The organism is Nocardioides sp. L-11A (assembly GCA_029961745.1).
In the GTDB taxonomy this organism is placed as follows: Bacteria; Actinomycetota; Actinomycetes; order Propionibacteriales; family Nocardioidaceae; genus Nocardioides.
Genome location: CP124680.1, coordinates 1487735 through 1504291, shown reverse-complemented (window position 1 = coordinate 1504291; position 16557 = coordinate 1487735). Strand labels below are relative to the sequence as shown.

Annotated in this window: 18 protein-coding genes; 8 read left to right on the top strand and 10 right to left on the bottom strand. The window is 72.8% G+C overall.

Annotation, left to right across the window (positions count from 1 at the left end; translation table 11 throughout):
- The first annotated feature begins 54 nt into the window (after positions 1-54).
- The gene (locus QJ852_07090; GenBank protein WGX98202.1) at positions 55-1173 is read left to right on the top strand and encodes an AIM24 family protein; all 1119 of its coding nucleotides are present in this window, start codon (positions 55-57) and stop codon (positions 1171-1173) included.
- Between the two features lie 86 nt (positions 1174-1259).
- Positions 1260-2000: a hemolysin III family protein gene (locus tag QJ852_07085; GenBank protein ID WGX98201.1), complete on the top strand. Its 741-nt coding sequence runs from the start codon at positions 1260-1262 to the stop codon at positions 1998-2000.
- A gap of 79 nt (positions 2001-2079) precedes the next feature.
- Here the strand turns inward: QJ852_07085 and rlmC are convergent, their stop codons facing one another.
- The 3 genes from rlmC to QJ852_07070 are packed head-to-tail and all read right to left on the bottom strand — an operon-like array spanning position 2080 to position 4617.
- Positions 2080-3237 (bottom strand): 23S rRNA (uracil(747)-C(5))-methyltransferase RlmC, encoded by a 1158-nt coding sequence (gene rlmC, locus QJ852_07080; protein ID WGX98200.1) that lies wholly within the window; start codon positions 3235-3237, stop codon positions 2080-2082.
- A 23-nt stretch (positions 3238-3260) separates the two neighbouring features.
- The gene (locus tag QJ852_07075) at positions 3261-4277 is read right to left on the bottom strand and encodes a hypothetical protein (GenBank protein WGX98199.1); all 1017 of its coding nucleotides are present in this window, start codon (positions 4275-4277) and stop codon (positions 3261-3263) included.
- Positions 4270-4617: a PadR family transcriptional regulator gene (locus tag QJ852_07070; GenBank protein WGX98198.1), complete on the bottom strand. Its 348-nt coding sequence runs from the start codon at positions 4615-4617 to the stop codon at positions 4270-4272. Before QJ852_07070 ends, QJ852_07075 begins: the two co-directional genes overlap by 8 nt.
- A gap of 66 nt (positions 4618-4683) precedes the next feature.
- Here QJ852_07070 and QJ852_07065 point away from each other — a divergent pair, with 66 nt between their 5' ends.
- On the top strand, positions 4684-5412 hold the full coding sequence (locus QJ852_07065) for a hypothetical protein (protein ID WGX98197.1): 729 nt from the start codon (positions 4684-4686) through the stop codon (positions 5410-5412).
- Here QJ852_07065 and QJ852_07060 read toward each other — a convergent pair.
- Genes QJ852_07060 through QJ852_07045 form a run of 4 tightly spaced genes read right to left on the bottom strand, consistent with a single transcriptional unit; the run spans position 5409 to position 8276 of the window.
- On the bottom strand, positions 5409-6236 hold the full coding sequence (locus tag QJ852_07060) for a 3-keto-5-aminohexanoate cleavage protein (protein WGX98196.1): 828 nt from the start codon (positions 6234-6236) through the stop codon (positions 5409-5411). The genes QJ852_07065 and QJ852_07060 overlap by 4 nt on opposite strands.
- Positions 6233-6610, bottom strand: a complete 378-nt coding sequence (locus QJ852_07055; protein ID WGX98195.1) for a 3-aminobutyryl-CoA ammonia-lyase — start codon at positions 6608-6610, stop codon at positions 6233-6235. Before QJ852_07055 ends, QJ852_07060 begins: the two co-directional genes overlap by 4 nt.
- A complete protein-coding gene (locus tag QJ852_07050) occupies positions 6607-7671 on the bottom strand; it encodes an L-erythro-3,5-diaminohexanoate dehydrogenase (GenBank protein ID WGX98194.1) in 1065 nt (354 codons plus the stop codon). The genes QJ852_07055 and QJ852_07050 overlap by 4 nt, the downstream gene beginning before the upstream one ends.
- Entirely contained in the window at positions 7668-8276 is a 609-nt protein-coding gene (locus QJ852_07045) for a TetR/AcrR family transcriptional regulator (GenBank protein ID WGX98193.1), read from the bottom strand. The genes QJ852_07050 and QJ852_07045 overlap by 4 nt, the downstream gene beginning before the upstream one ends.
- Positions 8277-8553: 277 nt before the next feature.
- Between QJ852_07045 and QJ852_07040 the strand changes: the two genes are divergently transcribed.
- From QJ852_07040 to QJ852_07025, 4 genes are read left to right on the top strand one after another with little or no spacing between them, the layout of a single operon-like run.
- Positions 8554-9435 (top strand): ABC transporter substrate-binding protein, encoded by an 882-nt coding sequence (locus QJ852_07040; GenBank protein ID WGX98192.1) that lies wholly within the window; start codon positions 8554-8556, stop codon positions 9433-9435.
- Positions 9436-9465: 30 nt separating this feature from the next.
- Positions 9466-10287 carry an amino acid ABC transporter permease gene (locus QJ852_07035; GenBank protein ID WGX98191.1) on the top strand — a complete coding sequence of 274 codons (822 nt, stop codon included), beginning with the start codon at positions 9466-9468 and terminating at the stop codon, positions 10285-10287.
- Positions 10284-11063, top strand: a complete 780-nt coding sequence (locus QJ852_07030) for an amino acid ABC transporter ATP-binding protein (GenBank protein WGX98190.1) — start codon at positions 10284-10286, stop codon at positions 11061-11063. The genes QJ852_07035 and QJ852_07030 overlap by 4 nt, the downstream gene beginning before the upstream one ends.
- A complete protein-coding gene (locus QJ852_07025) occupies positions 11063-11995 on the top strand; it encodes a hypothetical protein (GenBank protein WGX98189.1) in 933 nt (310 codons plus the stop codon). Before QJ852_07030 ends, QJ852_07025 begins: the two co-directional genes overlap by 1 nt.
- Here the strand turns inward: QJ852_07025 and QJ852_07020 are convergent.
- Positions 11992-12636: a UdgX family uracil-DNA binding protein gene (locus tag QJ852_07020; GenBank protein ID WGX98188.1), complete on the bottom strand. Its 645-nt coding sequence runs from the start codon at positions 12634-12636 to the stop codon at positions 11992-11994. The two genes, QJ852_07025 and QJ852_07020, sit on opposite strands and share 4 nt — an antisense overlap.
- Before the next feature lie 18 nt (positions 12637-12654).
- Positions 12655-14067, bottom strand: coding sequence for a PLP-dependent aminotransferase family protein (locus QJ852_07015; protein WGX98187.1), 1413 nt, complete (start codon positions 14065-14067; stop codon positions 12655-12657).
- On the opposite strand from QJ852_07015, the gene QJ852_07010 reads away from it, so the two are divergent.
- A complete protein-coding gene (locus QJ852_07010) occupies positions 14066-15031 on the top strand; it encodes a DMT family transporter (protein WGX98186.1) in 966 nt (321 codons plus the stop codon). The genes QJ852_07015 and QJ852_07010 overlap by 2 nt on opposite strands.
- 42 nt (positions 15032-15073) lie before the next feature.
- Here the strand turns inward: QJ852_07010 and QJ852_07005 are convergent, their stop codons facing one another.
- A complete protein-coding gene (locus QJ852_07005) occupies positions 15074-16555 on the bottom strand; it encodes an aldehyde dehydrogenase family protein (GenBank protein WGX98185.1) in 1482 nt (493 codons plus the stop codon).
- Positions 16556-16557 lie beyond the last annotated feature (2 nt).

The following is a 16557-nucleotide window of genomic DNA, read 5'->3' as shown; positions in this document are numbered from 1 at the left end:
ACAACCACGGCCCCCGGGCCGCGGCCCCCGAACCGATGACAGATAGGACGACCCATGACTGCAGCCGCCTGGCACCCGGACCCGACCGGCCGCCACGAGCTCCGCTACTGGGACGGCTCCCAGTGGACCGATCACGTGTCCGACCAGGGCGTCCAGTCGACCTCGCCGCTGTATCCGACGGCCGAGCCGGCCGCGGACAGCACCACCGGCGACAGCACCGGCGACGTGACCGGCGACGTGTGGGTCGGGAGCCAGGAGGCCGCGCAGGCCGGCGAGGCCCCGTCCGCCGAGGTCACCGCCGAGCCGGCGTTCTCGTTCGACGCCGAGACGGCCGTGGCGCCCCGGGCCGAGCAGCAGGCACCCGAGGCCGCGGCCGCCCAGCCCTACCAGCAGCAGGCCCCGGCGCCGTCGTACCAGCCGGCCCAGCCCTACCAGCAGGCTCAGCCCGGGGGGCAGCCGCAGGGCGGGTACGGCGGCCAGGCGGTTCCCGCGGACGCGTTCACCGGCATCTCCGGCGAGCTGATCGACGGCCGGTTCAGCGAGATCGACGGCGCCGGCGCGATCCTGCAGAACAAGCGCCTGCTCCGGGTGCGGATCACCGAGCCGTTCATGGCCAAGCAGGGTGCGATGGTCGCCTACCAGGGCAACGTGAACTTCAACTATCAGGGCGGCGGCGCCGCGAAGTTCCTCAAGAAGGCGTTCACCGGCGAGGGCCTGTCCCTGATGCGGGTCGAGGGTCAGGGCGACGTCTTCCTCGCCGACGGCGCGCACGAGGTCCACATCCTGCACCTCAACAACAGCGGCCTGTCGGTCAACGGCCAGAACGTCCTCGCCTTCTCGGCCGCCCTCGAGTGGAACGTCGAGCGGGTCAAGGGCGGCAGCATGGCCGCCGGCGGCCTGTTCAACACGACGCTGCGCGGGACCGGCTGGGTGGCCATCACCACCGACGGCGACCCGGTCGTGCTCAACCCGGGCGAGGCGGCGACCTTCGCCGACGCCAACGCGCTGGTCGCCTGGTCCACGCACCTGCAGACGTCGATCCGCTCGACCTTCACGGCCGGCGCGCTCATCGGCCGCGGGTCCGGCGAGGCCTTCCAGGTCGCGTTCCAGGGTCAGGGCTTCGTCATCGTGCAGCCGTCCGAGGGCAACTCGGTCCCGCCCCACACGCACTGACCCGTCGTACCGGACCCGTCGGTCGTGATCGGAGCCGATCGACGAGGCGATGGGTCCGGTACGACCCCGGCCGGTATCCTCACGTCATGAACCAGGCCCTCCACCACGCGAACGAGAAGGTCCGCGCGCGGCTGGACGACCTCGGGGAACAGATCAGCGACAAGGTCGCCGAGATCAAGCCCAGGCTCCGCGGCTGGATCCACCTCGTCTCGACCCCCCTGGTCCTCGCCGCCGGCGTCGTACTCATCGCCCTCTCGCCGACCGCGACCACCAAGGTCGGCTCGGCGCTGTACGCCGGCTCGGCGCTGCTGCTGTTCGGCATCTCCGCGCTCTACCACCGCGGCACCTGGTCGCCGAAGGTCTGGACGGTGCTCAACCGGTTCGACCACTCGAACATCTTCCTGTTCATCGCCGGCTCCTACACGCCGTTCGCCCTGATCCTGCTCGACGGCGCGTCCCGGGTCGTGATGCTGGCGACGGTGTGGACCGGCGCCCTGCTCGGCATCGCGTTCAAGCTGTTCTGGCCCACCGCGCCGCGCTGGCTCTCCGCGCCGATCTACATCGCGCTCGGCTGGGCGGCGATCTTCTTCATCCCGGCCTTCTTCGAGGGCGCCACGGCGCTAGGTCTCGGCATCGGGATCGCGATCTTCGTGCTCATCGCCGTGGGTGGCGCGCTCTACACCATGGGCGGCCTGGTCTACGGCTTCAAGTGGCCCAACCCCTCGCCCCGGGTCTTCGGCTTCCACGAGATCTTCCACGGCTTCACCATCGCCGCGTTCGCCACGCACTACGTCGGGGTCTCGCTGGCGACGTACTCGCTGCGCTGAGCGAGGTGGGGCCGGTTCACCTACCGGATCTGTCGCGATCCGGCCCGTTGGACGACGAATTCGGTCGTTGCGCCGCACCTCAGGAGCGCGAGAGGAGTATCAGCACCTCGGCGTGGGAGGTCTGGGGGAACATGTCGAGCAGCCGCCCCCGCACCGGCCGGTACGACGCCAGCTCGGTCAGGTCGCGGGCGAGCGTCTCGGGGTTGCAGCTGGAGTAGAGCACGTGGCGCGCGCCGGACCCCTCGAGCCGCCGGGCGAGCTCCCGGCCCAGGCCGCGCCGCGGTGGGTTGACCACGACCAGGTCGGCGCCGGCGAGCAGCCCGGCCCACTCCGGAGCGGTCGCGTCCCCCACGGCGAAGTCGATCTCACCCGGCAGTCCGGCCTCGTCGCGGGAGCGCTCGGCCGACGCGATCGCGTCGGCGCTGAGCTCGATGCCGCTCACCCGCCGGCCGGGCGCGGCGAGGTGCAGCGCGAACCCGCCGACGCCGCAGTACAGGTCCACCACACGGCGCGGCCCGAGATCGGCGACCCAGGCGGCCGCCTCACGGTAGAGCGCCGCGGCGACGGTGGTGTTGGTCTGGAAGAAGCTGCGCGGGCGCAGGTGCAGGGTGATCGCCCCCAGCCGCATCGGCAGCGTGTCGGCCTCGGTCAGCACGATCTCGCGCTCCCCCTCCAGCACCGCGCGGTGCTCGGGCTGCACGTTGATCGTGACCACCCGCAGGCCGGGCAGGGCGCCGAGCAGCCAGGGCAGGTGCTTGCGCACCCGGGCCTCGGCCGATGTCGAGCGCAGGACCAGCCGCACCATCAGCTCGCCGTCCGGCGAATCGGTGACCAGCACATGCTTGAGCTCGCCCCGCCCGCCCACCGGGCCGCTCCCCCCGACGTCGTACGGCGTCAGGCCGGCCCGGCGGACGAGCTCGGCCAGCGTCGGCAGCGCGGCCACGATCCCCGGGGTGTGCAGCGCGCAGTCACGCAGGTCGATCCCGGCGCCGTCGGGCCCGAGGATGCCCAGGGTGGGCGCGGCGGCGGTACCGCCGACGACCATCTTCGCCTTGCTGCGGAAACTCGCCGACGGGCTGGTCACCGGCGGCAGCCACACCAGCCCCGGCCGGTCCACGAGGGCTCGGGTCGCGGCCTGCTTGGCGGCCAGCTGCTCGTCGTACCGGCGTCCCAGCCAGGTGCAGGACCGGCACTCCCCCGCCGTGAAGTGGGCGCAGTCGAGCACGGCGGGACCCATGGCTCCCATCGTAGGACGCCGGCTCACCGCCGCCGGTGCTCGCTCCACGCCATGCAGCCGAACAGGCCGGCCATCACGAGGCCGCGCCACGGGTGTCCGTCGAAGGACAGCACCACGCAGACGCCGGCCAGGACGAGGAGTGCCACGACGACCAGCCGGCGCCGCCGGACGCGGTCCGGCCCGAGCCGCGCGGCGTACTCCTCCGGGGCGCCGAACTCCTCACCCGGCGAGCGACCGCTCTCGGCGGCATGGGACCGTGCCTCGGCGACGAGCTCACGCACCCGCGCGTCCGGCCACCAGCCGGGCCCGCGCAGGATGCCGGCCAGCCGGCGCGACCACTCGTCGTCGGTGAGCAGCCGTGCCGAGTCCGCCCCGCCGGCTGCCCCGCCAGCAGCGGACCATCGCCCGAGGAGCGCGCCAGCCGCCCACAGAGCCGCGGCCTCGACGGGCAGAAGCCAGCCTCCGATCCCCTCTGCCGGCGATGCATCGCGCGTCAGCATCAGGAGCGAGCCCACCGCCGCTGAGACCCCGATCACGGCGGCGACGAAGCCGGGTACGGCGACCGCCGCGGCCCGGCGCCGAGAGAGCCGGTCCCACCATGCGGGCAGGCCCATGGCCGCGAGCCCCAGGCAGGGCGGGAGGAGCAGGTGGCCGAGGCTCGGGCTCGGCTCGCCTCGCAGCAGGCCGAGCAGCCAGACCCCGACCGTCACGGCGGCGGAGACCTGCAGGCCCGTTCCGACCGCCTCGCGGACGGAGCCCGCTCCCGCGAGCGACCAGACCGCGCGGCCCTCGGCGCACCACCGCGCGTAGACCTCCGCGGCGTGCTCGCGGGCTGGTCCGAACAACTGTTCCGGAGATTCCTGGGTCGCGCGGACGACCTCGAGCACCTGTTCCAGATCGTCGCGGACCACGTCGTCGCGGACGTCCCGGGTCAGCATGGCGAAGCAGACCTGCAGCGCCCACACGCCGTCCTGCTCCTCGCCCCGCGCGCGGTCGAACGCGTCGATCGCCCTCGCCAGTGGAGTCGTCGCCTCAGCCATGCGTGATCGCTCCCTCGCCCATCGTCGCCAGCGTCTCGCCCAGGTCCCGCCACGAGGCGAGCTCGCGCCGCAGCCGGTCCCGGCCGCGGCCGGTCAGCTCGTACTCGCGCCGGCCGGGGCCGCCCTGCCCCTCGACCCACCCCGCCTTGACGTCGCCGGCTTCCTCCAGCCGGCTGAGCACGGGATAGAGCGAGCCTCCCCGGAGCAGCCCGAAGCCGTGGGCCGCCAGGTTCTGGCCGATGGCGTACCCGTGCAAGGCGCCGTCGGTGAGACTCGCCAGGACCGCGAGATCGAGGGCTGCCCGCACCCACGGAGCGGGCCAGCTCGCTGCGTCTGTCATGTATCTAAGTACAGCACATATCTAGTTGATCGCTCGTCGGGGACCGGCACCTCGTAGGCTGCCGCCGTGCCGTCCCCGCTCGAGAAGGTCCAGGCCGCGCCGGTGCTCGCCACCGTGCGCCGGCTGGAGCAGCGGATCGAGGCGCGCTTCCCTGGGCGCGGCCTGCACCGGGTCGCCGGGGAGCTGGCGGCCCTGGTGGAGACGGTGGCGTCCTCGACGGCGACGGTGCGCGGGCGCCGGTCCTGGCTCCGGCCGGTGTCGCGGTTCGGGATCGCCGCGGTGCTCCTCGTCACCGGCACGGTCATGGTGCTCGCCGTCCGTGCGGCCCTCGCCGATGCGCCGGACGACGGCCTGGCCTGGATCCCGCTGCTGGAGAGCGCGGTCAACGACCTCGTCTTCGCGGCGCTGGCGATCTGGTTCCTCTACTCCGTCCCCGAGCGGCTGCAGCGCTCGAGCCTGCTCGCGCTGCTCCACCGACTGCGGTCGATGGCCCATATCGTCGACATGCACCAGCTGACCAAGGACCCCGAGCGCCTGCGCTCGGAGTTCACCCCCACGGACGCGAGCGTCCCGATGGACCTCGACACCGACCAGCTCGAGCACTACCTCGACTACTGCTCGGAGCTGCTGAGCCTGATCGGCAAGACCGCGGCGCTGTGCGCCGAGGCGTCACGCGACCCGGTCGTGCTCGACACGGTCAGTACCGTCGAGACGCTGACCGTCTCGCTGGAGCGCAAGATCTGGCAGAAGATCGCGGTGCTCAACCACCATCGCGGATCGTCGCCCGCGAGCTAGGCATCCGCGGACAGCCCGAGCAGGACCCGGGTCCGCGCGCTGTCGGCGACCGGGCGCTGGGCGATCTTGGCGAGCGCGACGGCGCGGTCGACGAGCTGGGCGTTGTCGCGCACCGGCTCGTCGCGCGAGAACCGGAGCACGTCCTCCATGCCGACCCGCAGGTGCCCGCCGAGCGCGAGCGTGGTCAGCATGACCGGGAGCGTGCTGCGCCCGATGCCGGTCGCCGACCACGACGCGCCCACCGGCAGCTGCGCGCGGGCGGCGAGCAGGGCCTGCGGGGTGCCGGGCATGCCCCCCGGCACACCCATGACCAGGTTGCAGTGGACCACGCCCCGCCGCGGCGGGCCGTGCCGGTCGAGGAGACGGTGCAGGGTCTCGATGTGCCCGAGGTCGAAGCACTCGAACTCCGGCAGCACGTCGTTCTCGAGCATCGCGAGATAGAGGCGCTCGACGAAGGGGTACGGGTTGCGGAAGATCTCGTCGCCGAAGTTGACGCTGCCGCAGGTCAGCGAGCAGGACTCCGGTCGCAGGCCGACCACCGCCAGCCGGTCGTCGAAGCCGTCCCGGACCCCACCCCCCGTGGAGAGCTGGACGACCAGGTCGGTGCGCTCGCGCACCCCGGCGACGATCTCGCCGAGCACGACCGGGTCGAGGCTCGATGCGCCCTCGGCGTCGCGGCCGTGGATGTGGATGAGACCGGCCCCGGCCTGCTCGCAGGCGACCGCCTGGGCGACGATCTCGTCGGGCTGGAGCGGGATGTTCGGGTTGTCCCGGTAGTGGGACTCGGCGCCCGTGGGCGCGACGGTGACGACGAGCTCGCTCACCCCTCCTCCCCCGGTACGACGAGGATGCCGATCGCCTCGGTCACGAGGATCTTGTCCGCCAGCAGCACCGAGCCGGACTCCCGGGTGCTCGCGTCGGCGCGGGCGGTGACGTGGCAGGTGAGCTCGAGCCGCCGGCTGCGGCGGCCGAACTCGACCGCGCGGCCGGTCACCTCGACGATGTCCCCCGCATAGACCGGGGCGAGGAAGCCGACGGACTCGTAGCCCGCCAGCAGGCCCTCGTCGCCGTCGGTGGCGATGCTGATCTCCGTCGCGACCTCGCCGAACAGGCGCATCACGAAGGCGCCGTCGGCGAGTCCGCCGGCGTAGTGGGCGTCGCCGTGCGAGACGTAGCGACGGTGGGTGACGGTGCTCATGGGGTTCCTGTCGATCGTGCGGGCGCGGCGCTGCGGGAGTCGAAGAACTCAAGGACCGCGGGGTACTGGCGAGCCAGCTCGACGGCCAGCTCGGCGTGGCCGGGGACGTAGCCCGAGCCGATGAAGAGGTCGAGGTCGAGGGTGAGCGCCTCGGCGCCGAGCGCGACGGCCGCGAACTCCGTGGCCATCGAGAAGTAGACGACGGCGCCGCCGGGACGGGTCGCCAGCAGCGGGGCGTGCTCGCACCCCGGCTGGTTGACGCACACCAGGGTGACGTCGGCGAGGGGGCCGCGGGCCAGGAGTTCGGCCCGCAGGGCCAGCGGATGTCGGGCGTCGGCGACGATCACCTCGTCGAACAGGTCCCGTCCGCGCAGGTCCTCGGCCTCGTCCGCGAAGGGCACCACGGCCTGCACCCACACCCCGACCCGGCGCGCGGCGGCGGCACTGAGCACCGCGCTCTTGCCGCCGCCCAGCACGAGCAGCCGCTCGGCATGACCGACGAGGAGTGGTCGCTGGAGCGTGCGCAGGGTCAGGGCCGGCGCGCCGGCGACGTCGAAGATGGACAGGGCCGTCTCCTCGGCGAGGTCGTCGGGGAGTCGGACGAGCACGCCGTCGCCGAAGACCACCGCACGGCCGCGGGTCGGGATGATCTCCGAGCGGCCGTCCCACCGACCGAGGTCGTCGTCGAGGGCGAGGGGCGTCGCGGTGAGCGACACCAGGGTGGCCACCCGCTCTCCCACGGCGAACCCGCTGGCGGCGCCGGCGTCCGCGACCCGGCCGATGAGCATGCCGCCCGAGCCGGTGACGGGATTGTGCATCTTGCCGCGCGAGCCGATGATCGCGCGCACCTCGGTGCGCATCCGCTCGACGTCGCCGCCGGCCGCGGTCCGGATCTGATGGAAGCTGGCCGCGTCGAGGTTGAGGTCGGACACCGCGATGGCCACCTCGTCGTCCCGGAGCGGTCCATCCACGTCGAGCACCCGGGCCGCCTGCGGCAGCGCGTCGGCCGGCTCGACGACACGGGCGGCTCCGAACGGGAGCGGGGGCACGGCTGCTGTCATCGCTGTTCTCGCCTTCGTCGTGTCTTCTGCGCTCGGAGCGCGTTCGCGCACAGGTCGGTGTAGAGGTCGACGAGCTCGGCGAGCTCGATCGGGCCCTCCGGCCGGTACCAGTGGGCGACACCGGTGCACATCTCGATCAGTGCCCGGGCCGCCACCGCGACGTTCTTGACCTGGAAGTCCTCCGCGGACCTGCCCGCCTGGATGGTGCGTCGCCAGATCGCCTCGTACTGGTCGCGGTAGCCGACGACCTTCTGCTTCTGCTCCTCGCTCAGCGAGCGGATCTCGGTGTCGCTGACGATGCACAGCAGCCGCTGCTCGGTGTGGATCCGGACGTGCACCTCGACGAGGGCGGCGAGCTGGTCGACGGGCTTGGCGACCTCCAGCAGCGCGAGCTCGGCGTCGCGCAGCAGCGTGACGATGTTCTCCGTCACCATGCCGACGAGGAGGTCCTCCTTGTTCGACATGTAGTGGTAGAGCGTCGCCAGGGAGACGCCCGCCTCCTGGGCGATCAGCCGGATGCCGGTCCCGCTGAAGCCCACCGTGCTGAACAGGTGCAGCGCCGCATTGCGGATCGCGGCCTGGGTCGACTCGTGCGCATCATTCACGCCGGCCAGCCTCCTCCTCACTCGTCGCCGATCGATCGATCGGGATCCACACCCTAGAGCGGTCGATCCCCATCGGTCAACAATCTCGCTTCAATGGTCGCCGTCGAGCGATAAGCCCGCAGTAGAGCAGGATTCTCGGACCGATCGAGGAAATCTCAAGAGACCATTGCCACTCGATCGATCGATCGGTATGGTCCCCGGCACGGGTCAGCGCCGGCGACACGAGTCAGCAGCGGCGCACTCCACACGCACACCTAGGCACCGCGGGAGAAGAGCAATGAAGAGAGCAGTCCAGAGGATCACCGTCCTGGCGATCGCCGCGCTGGCGGCCACCGCCTGCACCAAGGCATCGTCCGACGACGACTCCGCGACGCCCTCCGCCGACGTCGTCGCCACCGTCGACTCCGCCGCCCTGGTCCGGCCGGGTCACCTGACGACCTGCATGGACATGCCCTACAAGCCGTTCCAGTACTTCGACGAGTCCGGCGATCCCGTCGGCGTCGACATCGACCTGATCAAGGAGGTCGCGGCGCGGATCGGCCTGAAGGTCAACATCCAGAACTCGGTCTTCGACACGATCATCGCAGCGCTCAAGGGCGGCAAGTGCGACATGATCTGGGCCGACCAGTACGTCACGCCGGAGCGGATCGAGCAGATCGACATGGTGGCCTACTGGAAGGCCTCCGAGGTGGTCGTCGTCCCCGAGGGGAACCCCAAGGGCATGGGCGGCAAGGACGAGCTGTGCGGCTTCAAGGTCGCCGGGCAGAAGGGCGGCGCCGACGTCGCTGCCCTGGAGCAGCTCGACGCCGCCTGCAAGGCGGCCGGCCGGCCGGGCATCGAGATCCTCCAGTTCCCGCGCAGTCCCGACGCCTACCAGGCGCTCGCCTCGGGCCACGCTGACGCGTGGATGACCGAGCAGGTGGCCGCGCTGCTGCTCAAGGACGAGTCCAAGGCGAAGATCGAGTTCACCGACACCTTCGCGCTCGGCGACGGCGACCTGGCCGGTCTGACCGGACTCTCCTTCCGGCTCGACGACAGCGCCGTCAAGGAGCCGGTGATGAAGGCGCTCGCCGCCATGGTCGAGGACGGCACGTACGCCGAGATCTGGGAGAAGTGGGGCCTGACCGACGCCGCGCTCGACCCGGACGACTCGCTCTAGGACCGCCGAGACGCCACGGAGACGCCTCACATGTACTCGACCACCTCGGTCATGGCCGCGGGAACCACCTATCCCTTCGACTGGGACGCCTTCACCGACTACCTCCTGCACCCGAGCAGCATGGTGATCCACGGCCTGGGGCTGACCGTCCTCATCGCCGTGCTCTCCCAGTTCCTCGGCACCCTGATCGGCATCGGCGCCGACCTCACCCGGCGGGCACGCTTCGCCCCGCTGCGCTGGCTGGCCTCCGGCTACGTCTGGCTGTTCCGCGGCACGCCCTTCCTCGTCCAGGTGTCGATCATCTACTTCGCCGGCCTGCCGTTCTTCGGGCTCGCGATCTTCGGCGGCTACCGGTGGGACGACGTCGAGGTCGTCGGGTACCTGATCGCCGGCCGGGTCATCGCGGGCATCTTCGCCCTCTCCCTCAACGAGGGCGCCTACATGGCCGAGATCGTGCGCTCAGGGATCGACTCCGTCGACCGGGGCCAGGTCGAGGCGGCGCATGCGGTCGGGATGACCTCCCGGCAGACCACCCGCCGGATCGTCCTGCCCCAGGCACTGCGCACGATCGTCCCGCCGTTGGGCAACCAGTTCAACCTGATGCTCAAGAGCACCTCGCTGCTCTCGGTGATCAGCGTGACCGAGCTGTACACGGCGGCCGCCATCATCCAGGGCCAGACCTTCCAGCCCTTCGAGGTCTTCGGCGCCGTGGCCATCTACTACCTCGCCCTCACCGCCGGCTGGACCCTGATCCAGGGCCGGATCGAACGCCGGCTGGGCCGCGGCTGGGGCGAGACGCCGCCCCGGCGTACCCGGCCGTCCCGCACCCGACGACTGGAAGTGACCTCATGACCGACACCGGCAGCCCCCGCCCGCTGATCCAGGTGCGCGGCCTGTGCAAGTCCTTCGGGGAGCGCCAGATCCTCTTCGACGTCGACCTGGACGTCGACGCGGGCAAGGTGGTCGTCCTGATCGGCCCGTCGGGCTCGGGCAAGACCACCCTGCTGCGCTGCATCAACCGGCTGGAGCATCCCGAGCAGGGCGAGGTGCTCCTCGACGGCACGCCGATCGGCACCCGGGTCGTCCGCGGCCGGAGCACACCACTGTCCAACAAGGAGCTGGCCCAGCAGCGCTCCCAGGTCGGGATGGTGTTCCAGCGCTTCAACCTGTTCCACCACAAGACGGCCCTGCAGAACATCACCGAGGGCATGGTGCAGGTCGCCGGGATCGCACCGGACGTCGCGGCCGCCACCGGCCACGACCTGCTGACGCGGGTCGGCCTCGCGGAGAAGGCGGACTCCTACCCGAGCCAGCTCTCCGGGGGCCAGCAGCAGCGGGTCGCCATCGCCCGGGCGCTGGGCATGGGTCCGCGCGCCATCCTGTTCGACGAGCCCACGAGCGCCCTCGACCCGGAGACGGTGGGCGACGTCCTCGGCGTCATGCGGGACCTCGCCGACCAGGGCATGACCATGGTCGTGGCCACCCACGAGATGGGCTTCGCCCGCGAGGTCGCCGACCTGGTCGTGATGATGGACCAGGGCCGCGTCGTCGAGAGCGCGCCGCCCACGGACTTCTTCGGCCGGCCGTCCTCGGAACGCACCACCCGGTTCCTGGCCAAGGTGCTCTAGTGGCCGGCCGGGTGATGACGGTCGACGGTCCGGTCGACGCGGCGGAGCTGGGCGTGGTGCTGCCCCATGAGCACCTGTTCTGCAACACCCTCCGCGAGTACCGGAGCGACGGGCTGCTCGACGACCGTGCGCTGATGGAACGCGAGGTCGCGGCCTTCCACGACGCCGGCGGCGGCACGATCGTCGAGCTCACCGGGAGCACCCTGGGACGGCGCCCCGAGGACCTGCGGGCGGTGTCCCGCGCGACCGGGGTCCACGTCGTGATGGGCTGCGGGCTCTACCGCGATCCCTATCTCGCCGACACCGGGATCGACCGGCTCTCGGTGGCGGCCCTCGCGGAGGCGATGGTCGCCGAGATCGTGGACGGCGTGGGCGACACCGGTATCCGCCCGGGTGTGATCGGCGAGGTCGGGACCGACGCCGCCTGGGTGTCCGCACGGGAGGAGCGCTCCCTGCGCGCGGCCGCCCGCGCCCAGGTCGCCACCGGGCTGACCCTCTCCCTGCACGCGGCGCGCTGGCCGGTGGGTCGCCTGATCCTGCCGATCCTGGAGCAGGAGGGCGTGGCCGCCACCCGCGTGATCGTCGGTCACCTCGACACCGTCCGGGACTCGCCGTACCACGTGGAGCTGGCCCGCCAGGGCTGCTACGTGGAGTTCGACGGCTTCAGCACCACGCACGAGTACGACCTGGAGCGGATGGTCCGCGACATCGTCGCCGTCGCCGACGCCGGCTTCCTCGACCGGCTGCTGATCTCGCACGACCTCTTCCGCCAGAGCCACCTCACGGCGTACGGCGGCGTGGGCTTCGCGTTCATCCTCGAGCACGTCACGGGGCGACTGCGGGCCGCGGGCTTCGGCGACGACGAGCTGCGCCGGGTCCTGGTCGACAACCCCCGCGCAGCGCTGACCGGCGAGGCCGCCGGCGGCGCCTAGAGGAGCCCGGCCGCCACCCTCAGATCCGCCACCAGCGCGTCGTACGCCGCCTGCCGCTCCCCGCGCGCCCGCAGCACCGCGGAGGGGTGGGTGGTCGCCAACGTCCAGTCCGGCGGGTGGTCGAGCTGGAGGTCGTCGGGCCAGGCCAGCCGCCGGCCACGGGCCTCGCCGACCCGGAACCGCGGACCGTAGAGGGCCTGCCCGGCCGTGCCGCCCAGGACGACGACGCCCCGGGGGCGGACCAGCGCGAGCTCGGCCTGCAGCCAGGGACGGCAGGCGTCGACGTGGCCGCGGTGCGGGGACTGATGGATGCGACGCTTGCCGCGGGTCCCGGACCACCGGAAGTGCTTGACGACGTTGGTGCGGAACACGTCGGCGGCGGCGATGCCCGCGTCGCCCAGCGCGTCGTCGAGCACCTGACCGGCCGGGCCGACGAAGGGCTCGCCCTGCTGGTCCTCCTGGTCACCGGGTTGCTCACCCAGCAGGAGCAGCCGAGCGGTGCGGGCGCCGTCGCCCATCACGCCCTGGGTGGCGTCGCGGTAGAGCTCGCAGCCCCGGCACTCCTGCACGGCCGCCCTCAGCGCGGGCAGGGTCGGATGCGCGGGGACCCACTCCTGCGCGCCGGGCCGTCGGGACGCCATGCGCGGGTGGTACCCCGGCTACCGCTTCTGCAGACCGACCGCCCGCTCGACGACCCGCATCGCCTGCGGGTAGCCGGCGGGTTCGGGCCCGATGAAGGTCAGCCGCAGGTACGGCGCCGCCGGCTCGGCCGGGAACCACTCGTCGCCCGCCGCGACCCACACCCCCTCGGCCGTGCAGTCGCGCACCAGTCGCTCGGCGTCGGTGCCGTCGGGCAGTCGCGCCCACAGGTGCAGCCCGCCGGCAGGGACGGCGGCGAGGTGCAGGGACGGGGCGTGCTCCCGGACCGCGGCGGCGAGGAGGTCGCGGCGCCCGCGGAGCTGGACCCGCAGCCGGCGCAGGTGGGTGCGCCAGCCGGGGTCGCTGACGACCTCGAGGGCGGCCTGCTGGAGCAGCCCGCTGACGTACATCGACTCGGCGGCACGGTCGCCGAGGATCCGGTCCCGGGCCGGGCCGCGGGCGATCACGGCCGCGACCCGCAGGGCCGGGGACACGCTCTTGGTCAGTGACCGCAGGTAGACGACGTGGCCGGCGTCGTCGCGGGCGGCGAGCGGCGTCACCTCCGCGTCGATGCCGAAGTCGTGCGCCCAGTCGTCCTCGACCAGGAAGGCGCCGTGGGCGCGGACGACGTCGAGGACCTGCTCCGCGCGCTCGGCGCTCCACCGGGCGCCGGTGGGGTTGGCGAAGCTGGGCTGGGCGTAGAACGCGCGGGCACCGGTCTCCCGCAGCGCCCGCTCGACCTCCGCGGGCTCCGGGCCGTGCGCGTCGCTGGGCACGGGGACCAGCTCGACGCCTGCCTGGCGCGCCGCCTGGATCGCCCCCCAGTAGGTCGGCGACTCGAGGAGCAGCGGCTGGCCGGGCGCAACGAGCGCACGGAAGATCGAGGCCAGCGCGCTCTGCGAGCCGGGTGCCACGATCACGTCGTGGGCGGTCGCGACGCCGAGCTGGGTGGGCGTCGCGTCCGCGAGCTCCGTGGCGAACCAGGCCCGCAGGTCGGGCAGGCCGGCGGCGGGCGGGCGCGAGGTGGCCGCCGCCCCGCGGGCGGCCCGGCCGAGCGCGGTGCGGACCAGCCGCTCAGGCAGCAGGTCCGGTCCCGGGTAGCCCGCATGCAGCGCCTGTGCCTCCGGTGGCGGGGTCTGCAGCGGACCGGCGATGCGCGGGAGGTCGGCGCGAGGCGTGCGCAGCGCACCGCTCTGCCAGCCGAAGTCCGGTCCCCGGGCCGGCCGGACGGCGCGCACGAAGCTCCCGACGCCGGGACGGCTCTCGACCAGGCCCTCGGCCACCAGCCGGCGCAGCGCCTTCTGCACGGTGATCGGGCTGGCGGCGTACTCGGCGACGAGGCGGCGGGACGACGGCAGCTGGGCGCCCGGCGCGGCGTCCCGGATCCAGGCACGCAGGGCGGCGGCGATCCGGACACTGCTATCATTGCTCATGTCAGTACAGAGTAGCGCTATCGTTCCAGATCGGCACCCGCTATCGCGCCCGGGAGCGCCGGTCGCCGGGCTGGCCTGGGGACTGCTCGGCGTCCTGGCCTTCTCCTTCACCGTGCCGCTCACCCGGGTGGCGGTCGGTGGCCTCGATCCACTGTTCATCGGCGCCGGGCGGGCCGTGGTCGCGGCGCTGCTGGCGGCAGGCGCCCTCGCCCTCACCCGCCAGGCCCTCCCCCGCGGCCGGCAGTGGCTCCGGCTCGCGGTGGTCGCCGGCGGCGTGGTCGCCGGGTTCCCGCTACTGACGTCGTACGCCCTGACCGAGGTCCCAGCCAGCCACGGCGCCGTGGTGATCGCGATGCTGCCCGCCACCACCGCCGTGATCATCGTGCTGCGCACCGGGGAGCGGCCGGTCCGCGCGTTCTGGGTCTTCGCCGCGCTCGGGGCGGTCGCGGCGGTCGGCTTCGCGATGCTGCAGGGCGGCGGCACCGGGCACCTGCAGCGCGCCGACCTGCTCCTCGTGCTCGGGGTGCTCGCCTGCGCGATCGGGTACGCCGAGGGCGGCGCGATCTCGCGCGAGCTCGGCTCGTGGCAGGCGATCTCGTGGGCCCTGGTCCTCGCCGCGCCCGCGATGGCCGTGCTCACCGCCGTGAGCGTCGTCCGCGAGCAGCCGTCGGCGACGGCGACACAGTGGCTGTGCTTCGCCTATCTCGCCTGCGTGAGCATGTTCCTCGGCTTCTTCGCGTGGTACCGCGGCCTCGCCATCGGTCCGATGGCGCAGGTCAGCCAGGTGCAGCTCGCCCAACCGGTGCTGAGCATCGCCTGGGCCGGTCTGCTGCTGGGCGAGCAGGTGACCTGGCTGACCGTGATGGGCGGGTCGGCCGTCGTGGCCTGCGCGGCGGGCGCCAGCTCCTCCCGCCGGCGGGCGCCCGTCGTACCGGACAGGACGGCTGTGAAATCACCGATTTGACGACCGTTTTGTCCGGTACGACAGGAAGACGGTGCCCCGGGGCTAGCTCTTCCCGCGGCCGTACAGCCCGCGCACGACCTTCGTGAGCTGCTTCTCCTCCTTGGCCGTGCGGCGGAAGGTGGTGAGCGCGATCGCCGGCTTGAACCGCTGCCGGGCGATCGCGTGGGGGTAGGTGAACTCGCGCAGGCCGTCGGGACCGTGGATCCGGCCGAAGCCGGAGTCGCCGACGCCGCCGAAGGGCAGGGTCGGGATGCCGGCGAAGGAGATGACGCCGTTGATCGCGGTCATCCCGGCCCGCAGCCGCTGCGCGATCTCCATGCCCTGGCTCTTGGAGAACACCGTCGAGCCGAGGGCGTAGCGGGTGCCGTTGGCCCGCTCGACGGCCTCGTCCATGCTCGCCACGCGCGACACCGTGACCGTGGGGCCGAAGGTCTCCTCCTGCACCGCCGCCGAGTCCTCCGGCACGTCGACCAGCACGGTCGGCTGCACGAAGCGGGCGCCCTCGGGCACCGGGCCGCCGACCAGGGCGCGGCCTCCGCGGGCCAGCGCGTCGTCGATGTGGCGCCTGATGATGTCGACCTGGGAGGGCATGGTGATCGGGCCGACCTGGCCACCGGGACGCGCCTCGAGCTGCTCGGCCTGCGCGACCAGCTCGTCGAGGAACCTGTCGTAGACGCGGTCGTGGACGTAGACCCGCTCCACCCCGGCGCAGGTCTGCCCGGCGTTGGCCGCGGCGCCCCACAGAGCCGCCTCGGCCGCCTCGGTGACGTCGGCGTCCTCCGCAACGATGAGGGCGTCCTTGCCGCCGGCCTCGATGACGACCGGGGTCAGCGTCTCGGCGCAGGCAGCCATCACCCGCTTGCCGGTGGCGGTGGAGCCGGTGAAGGCCACCTTGTCGACACCGGCCTTGGTGAGCGCAGCCCCGGTGTCGCCGTACCCGGTGACGACCTGGAGCACCGGCCGGCCGACGGCCTCCTGGAAGGTCGCGGCGAGCCACTCGCCGACGCCGGGGGTGTATTCCGAGGGCTTGAAGACGACCGCGTTGCCGGCCGCGAGGGCGTAGGCGATCGAGCCCATCGGGGTGAAGACGGGGTAGTTCCACGGGCCGATGACGCCGACGACGCCGAGCGGGCGGTACTCGACGCTCGCCGCCTGGTTGACCATGAGCAGCCCCGGGGAGACGCTGCGCCGCTTGAGCACCTTCTCGGCGTGGCTCGCGGCCCAGGCGAGGTGGTCGATGGCGAGGGCGGTCTCGAGCAGCGCGTCGCCGTCGGGCTTGCCGGTCTCGCGGGCCATCAGGGCGGCGAGCTCCTCCATCCGCCGGGCGATCACCTTGCGCCAGCGGACCAGGGCCTGCTTGCGGCCGTCGAAGCCGAGCGCACGCCACCACTCGGCCTGCTTGCGGGCGGTGGCGACCGCCGCCTCCACCGCGGCGGCGTCGTGGATCGGGTGGGTGCCGACGACCGCGCCGGTGGCGGGGTCGAGCGAGGTGAAGGTCTGGGCGGGAGCGTCCGTGGTCGTCACGA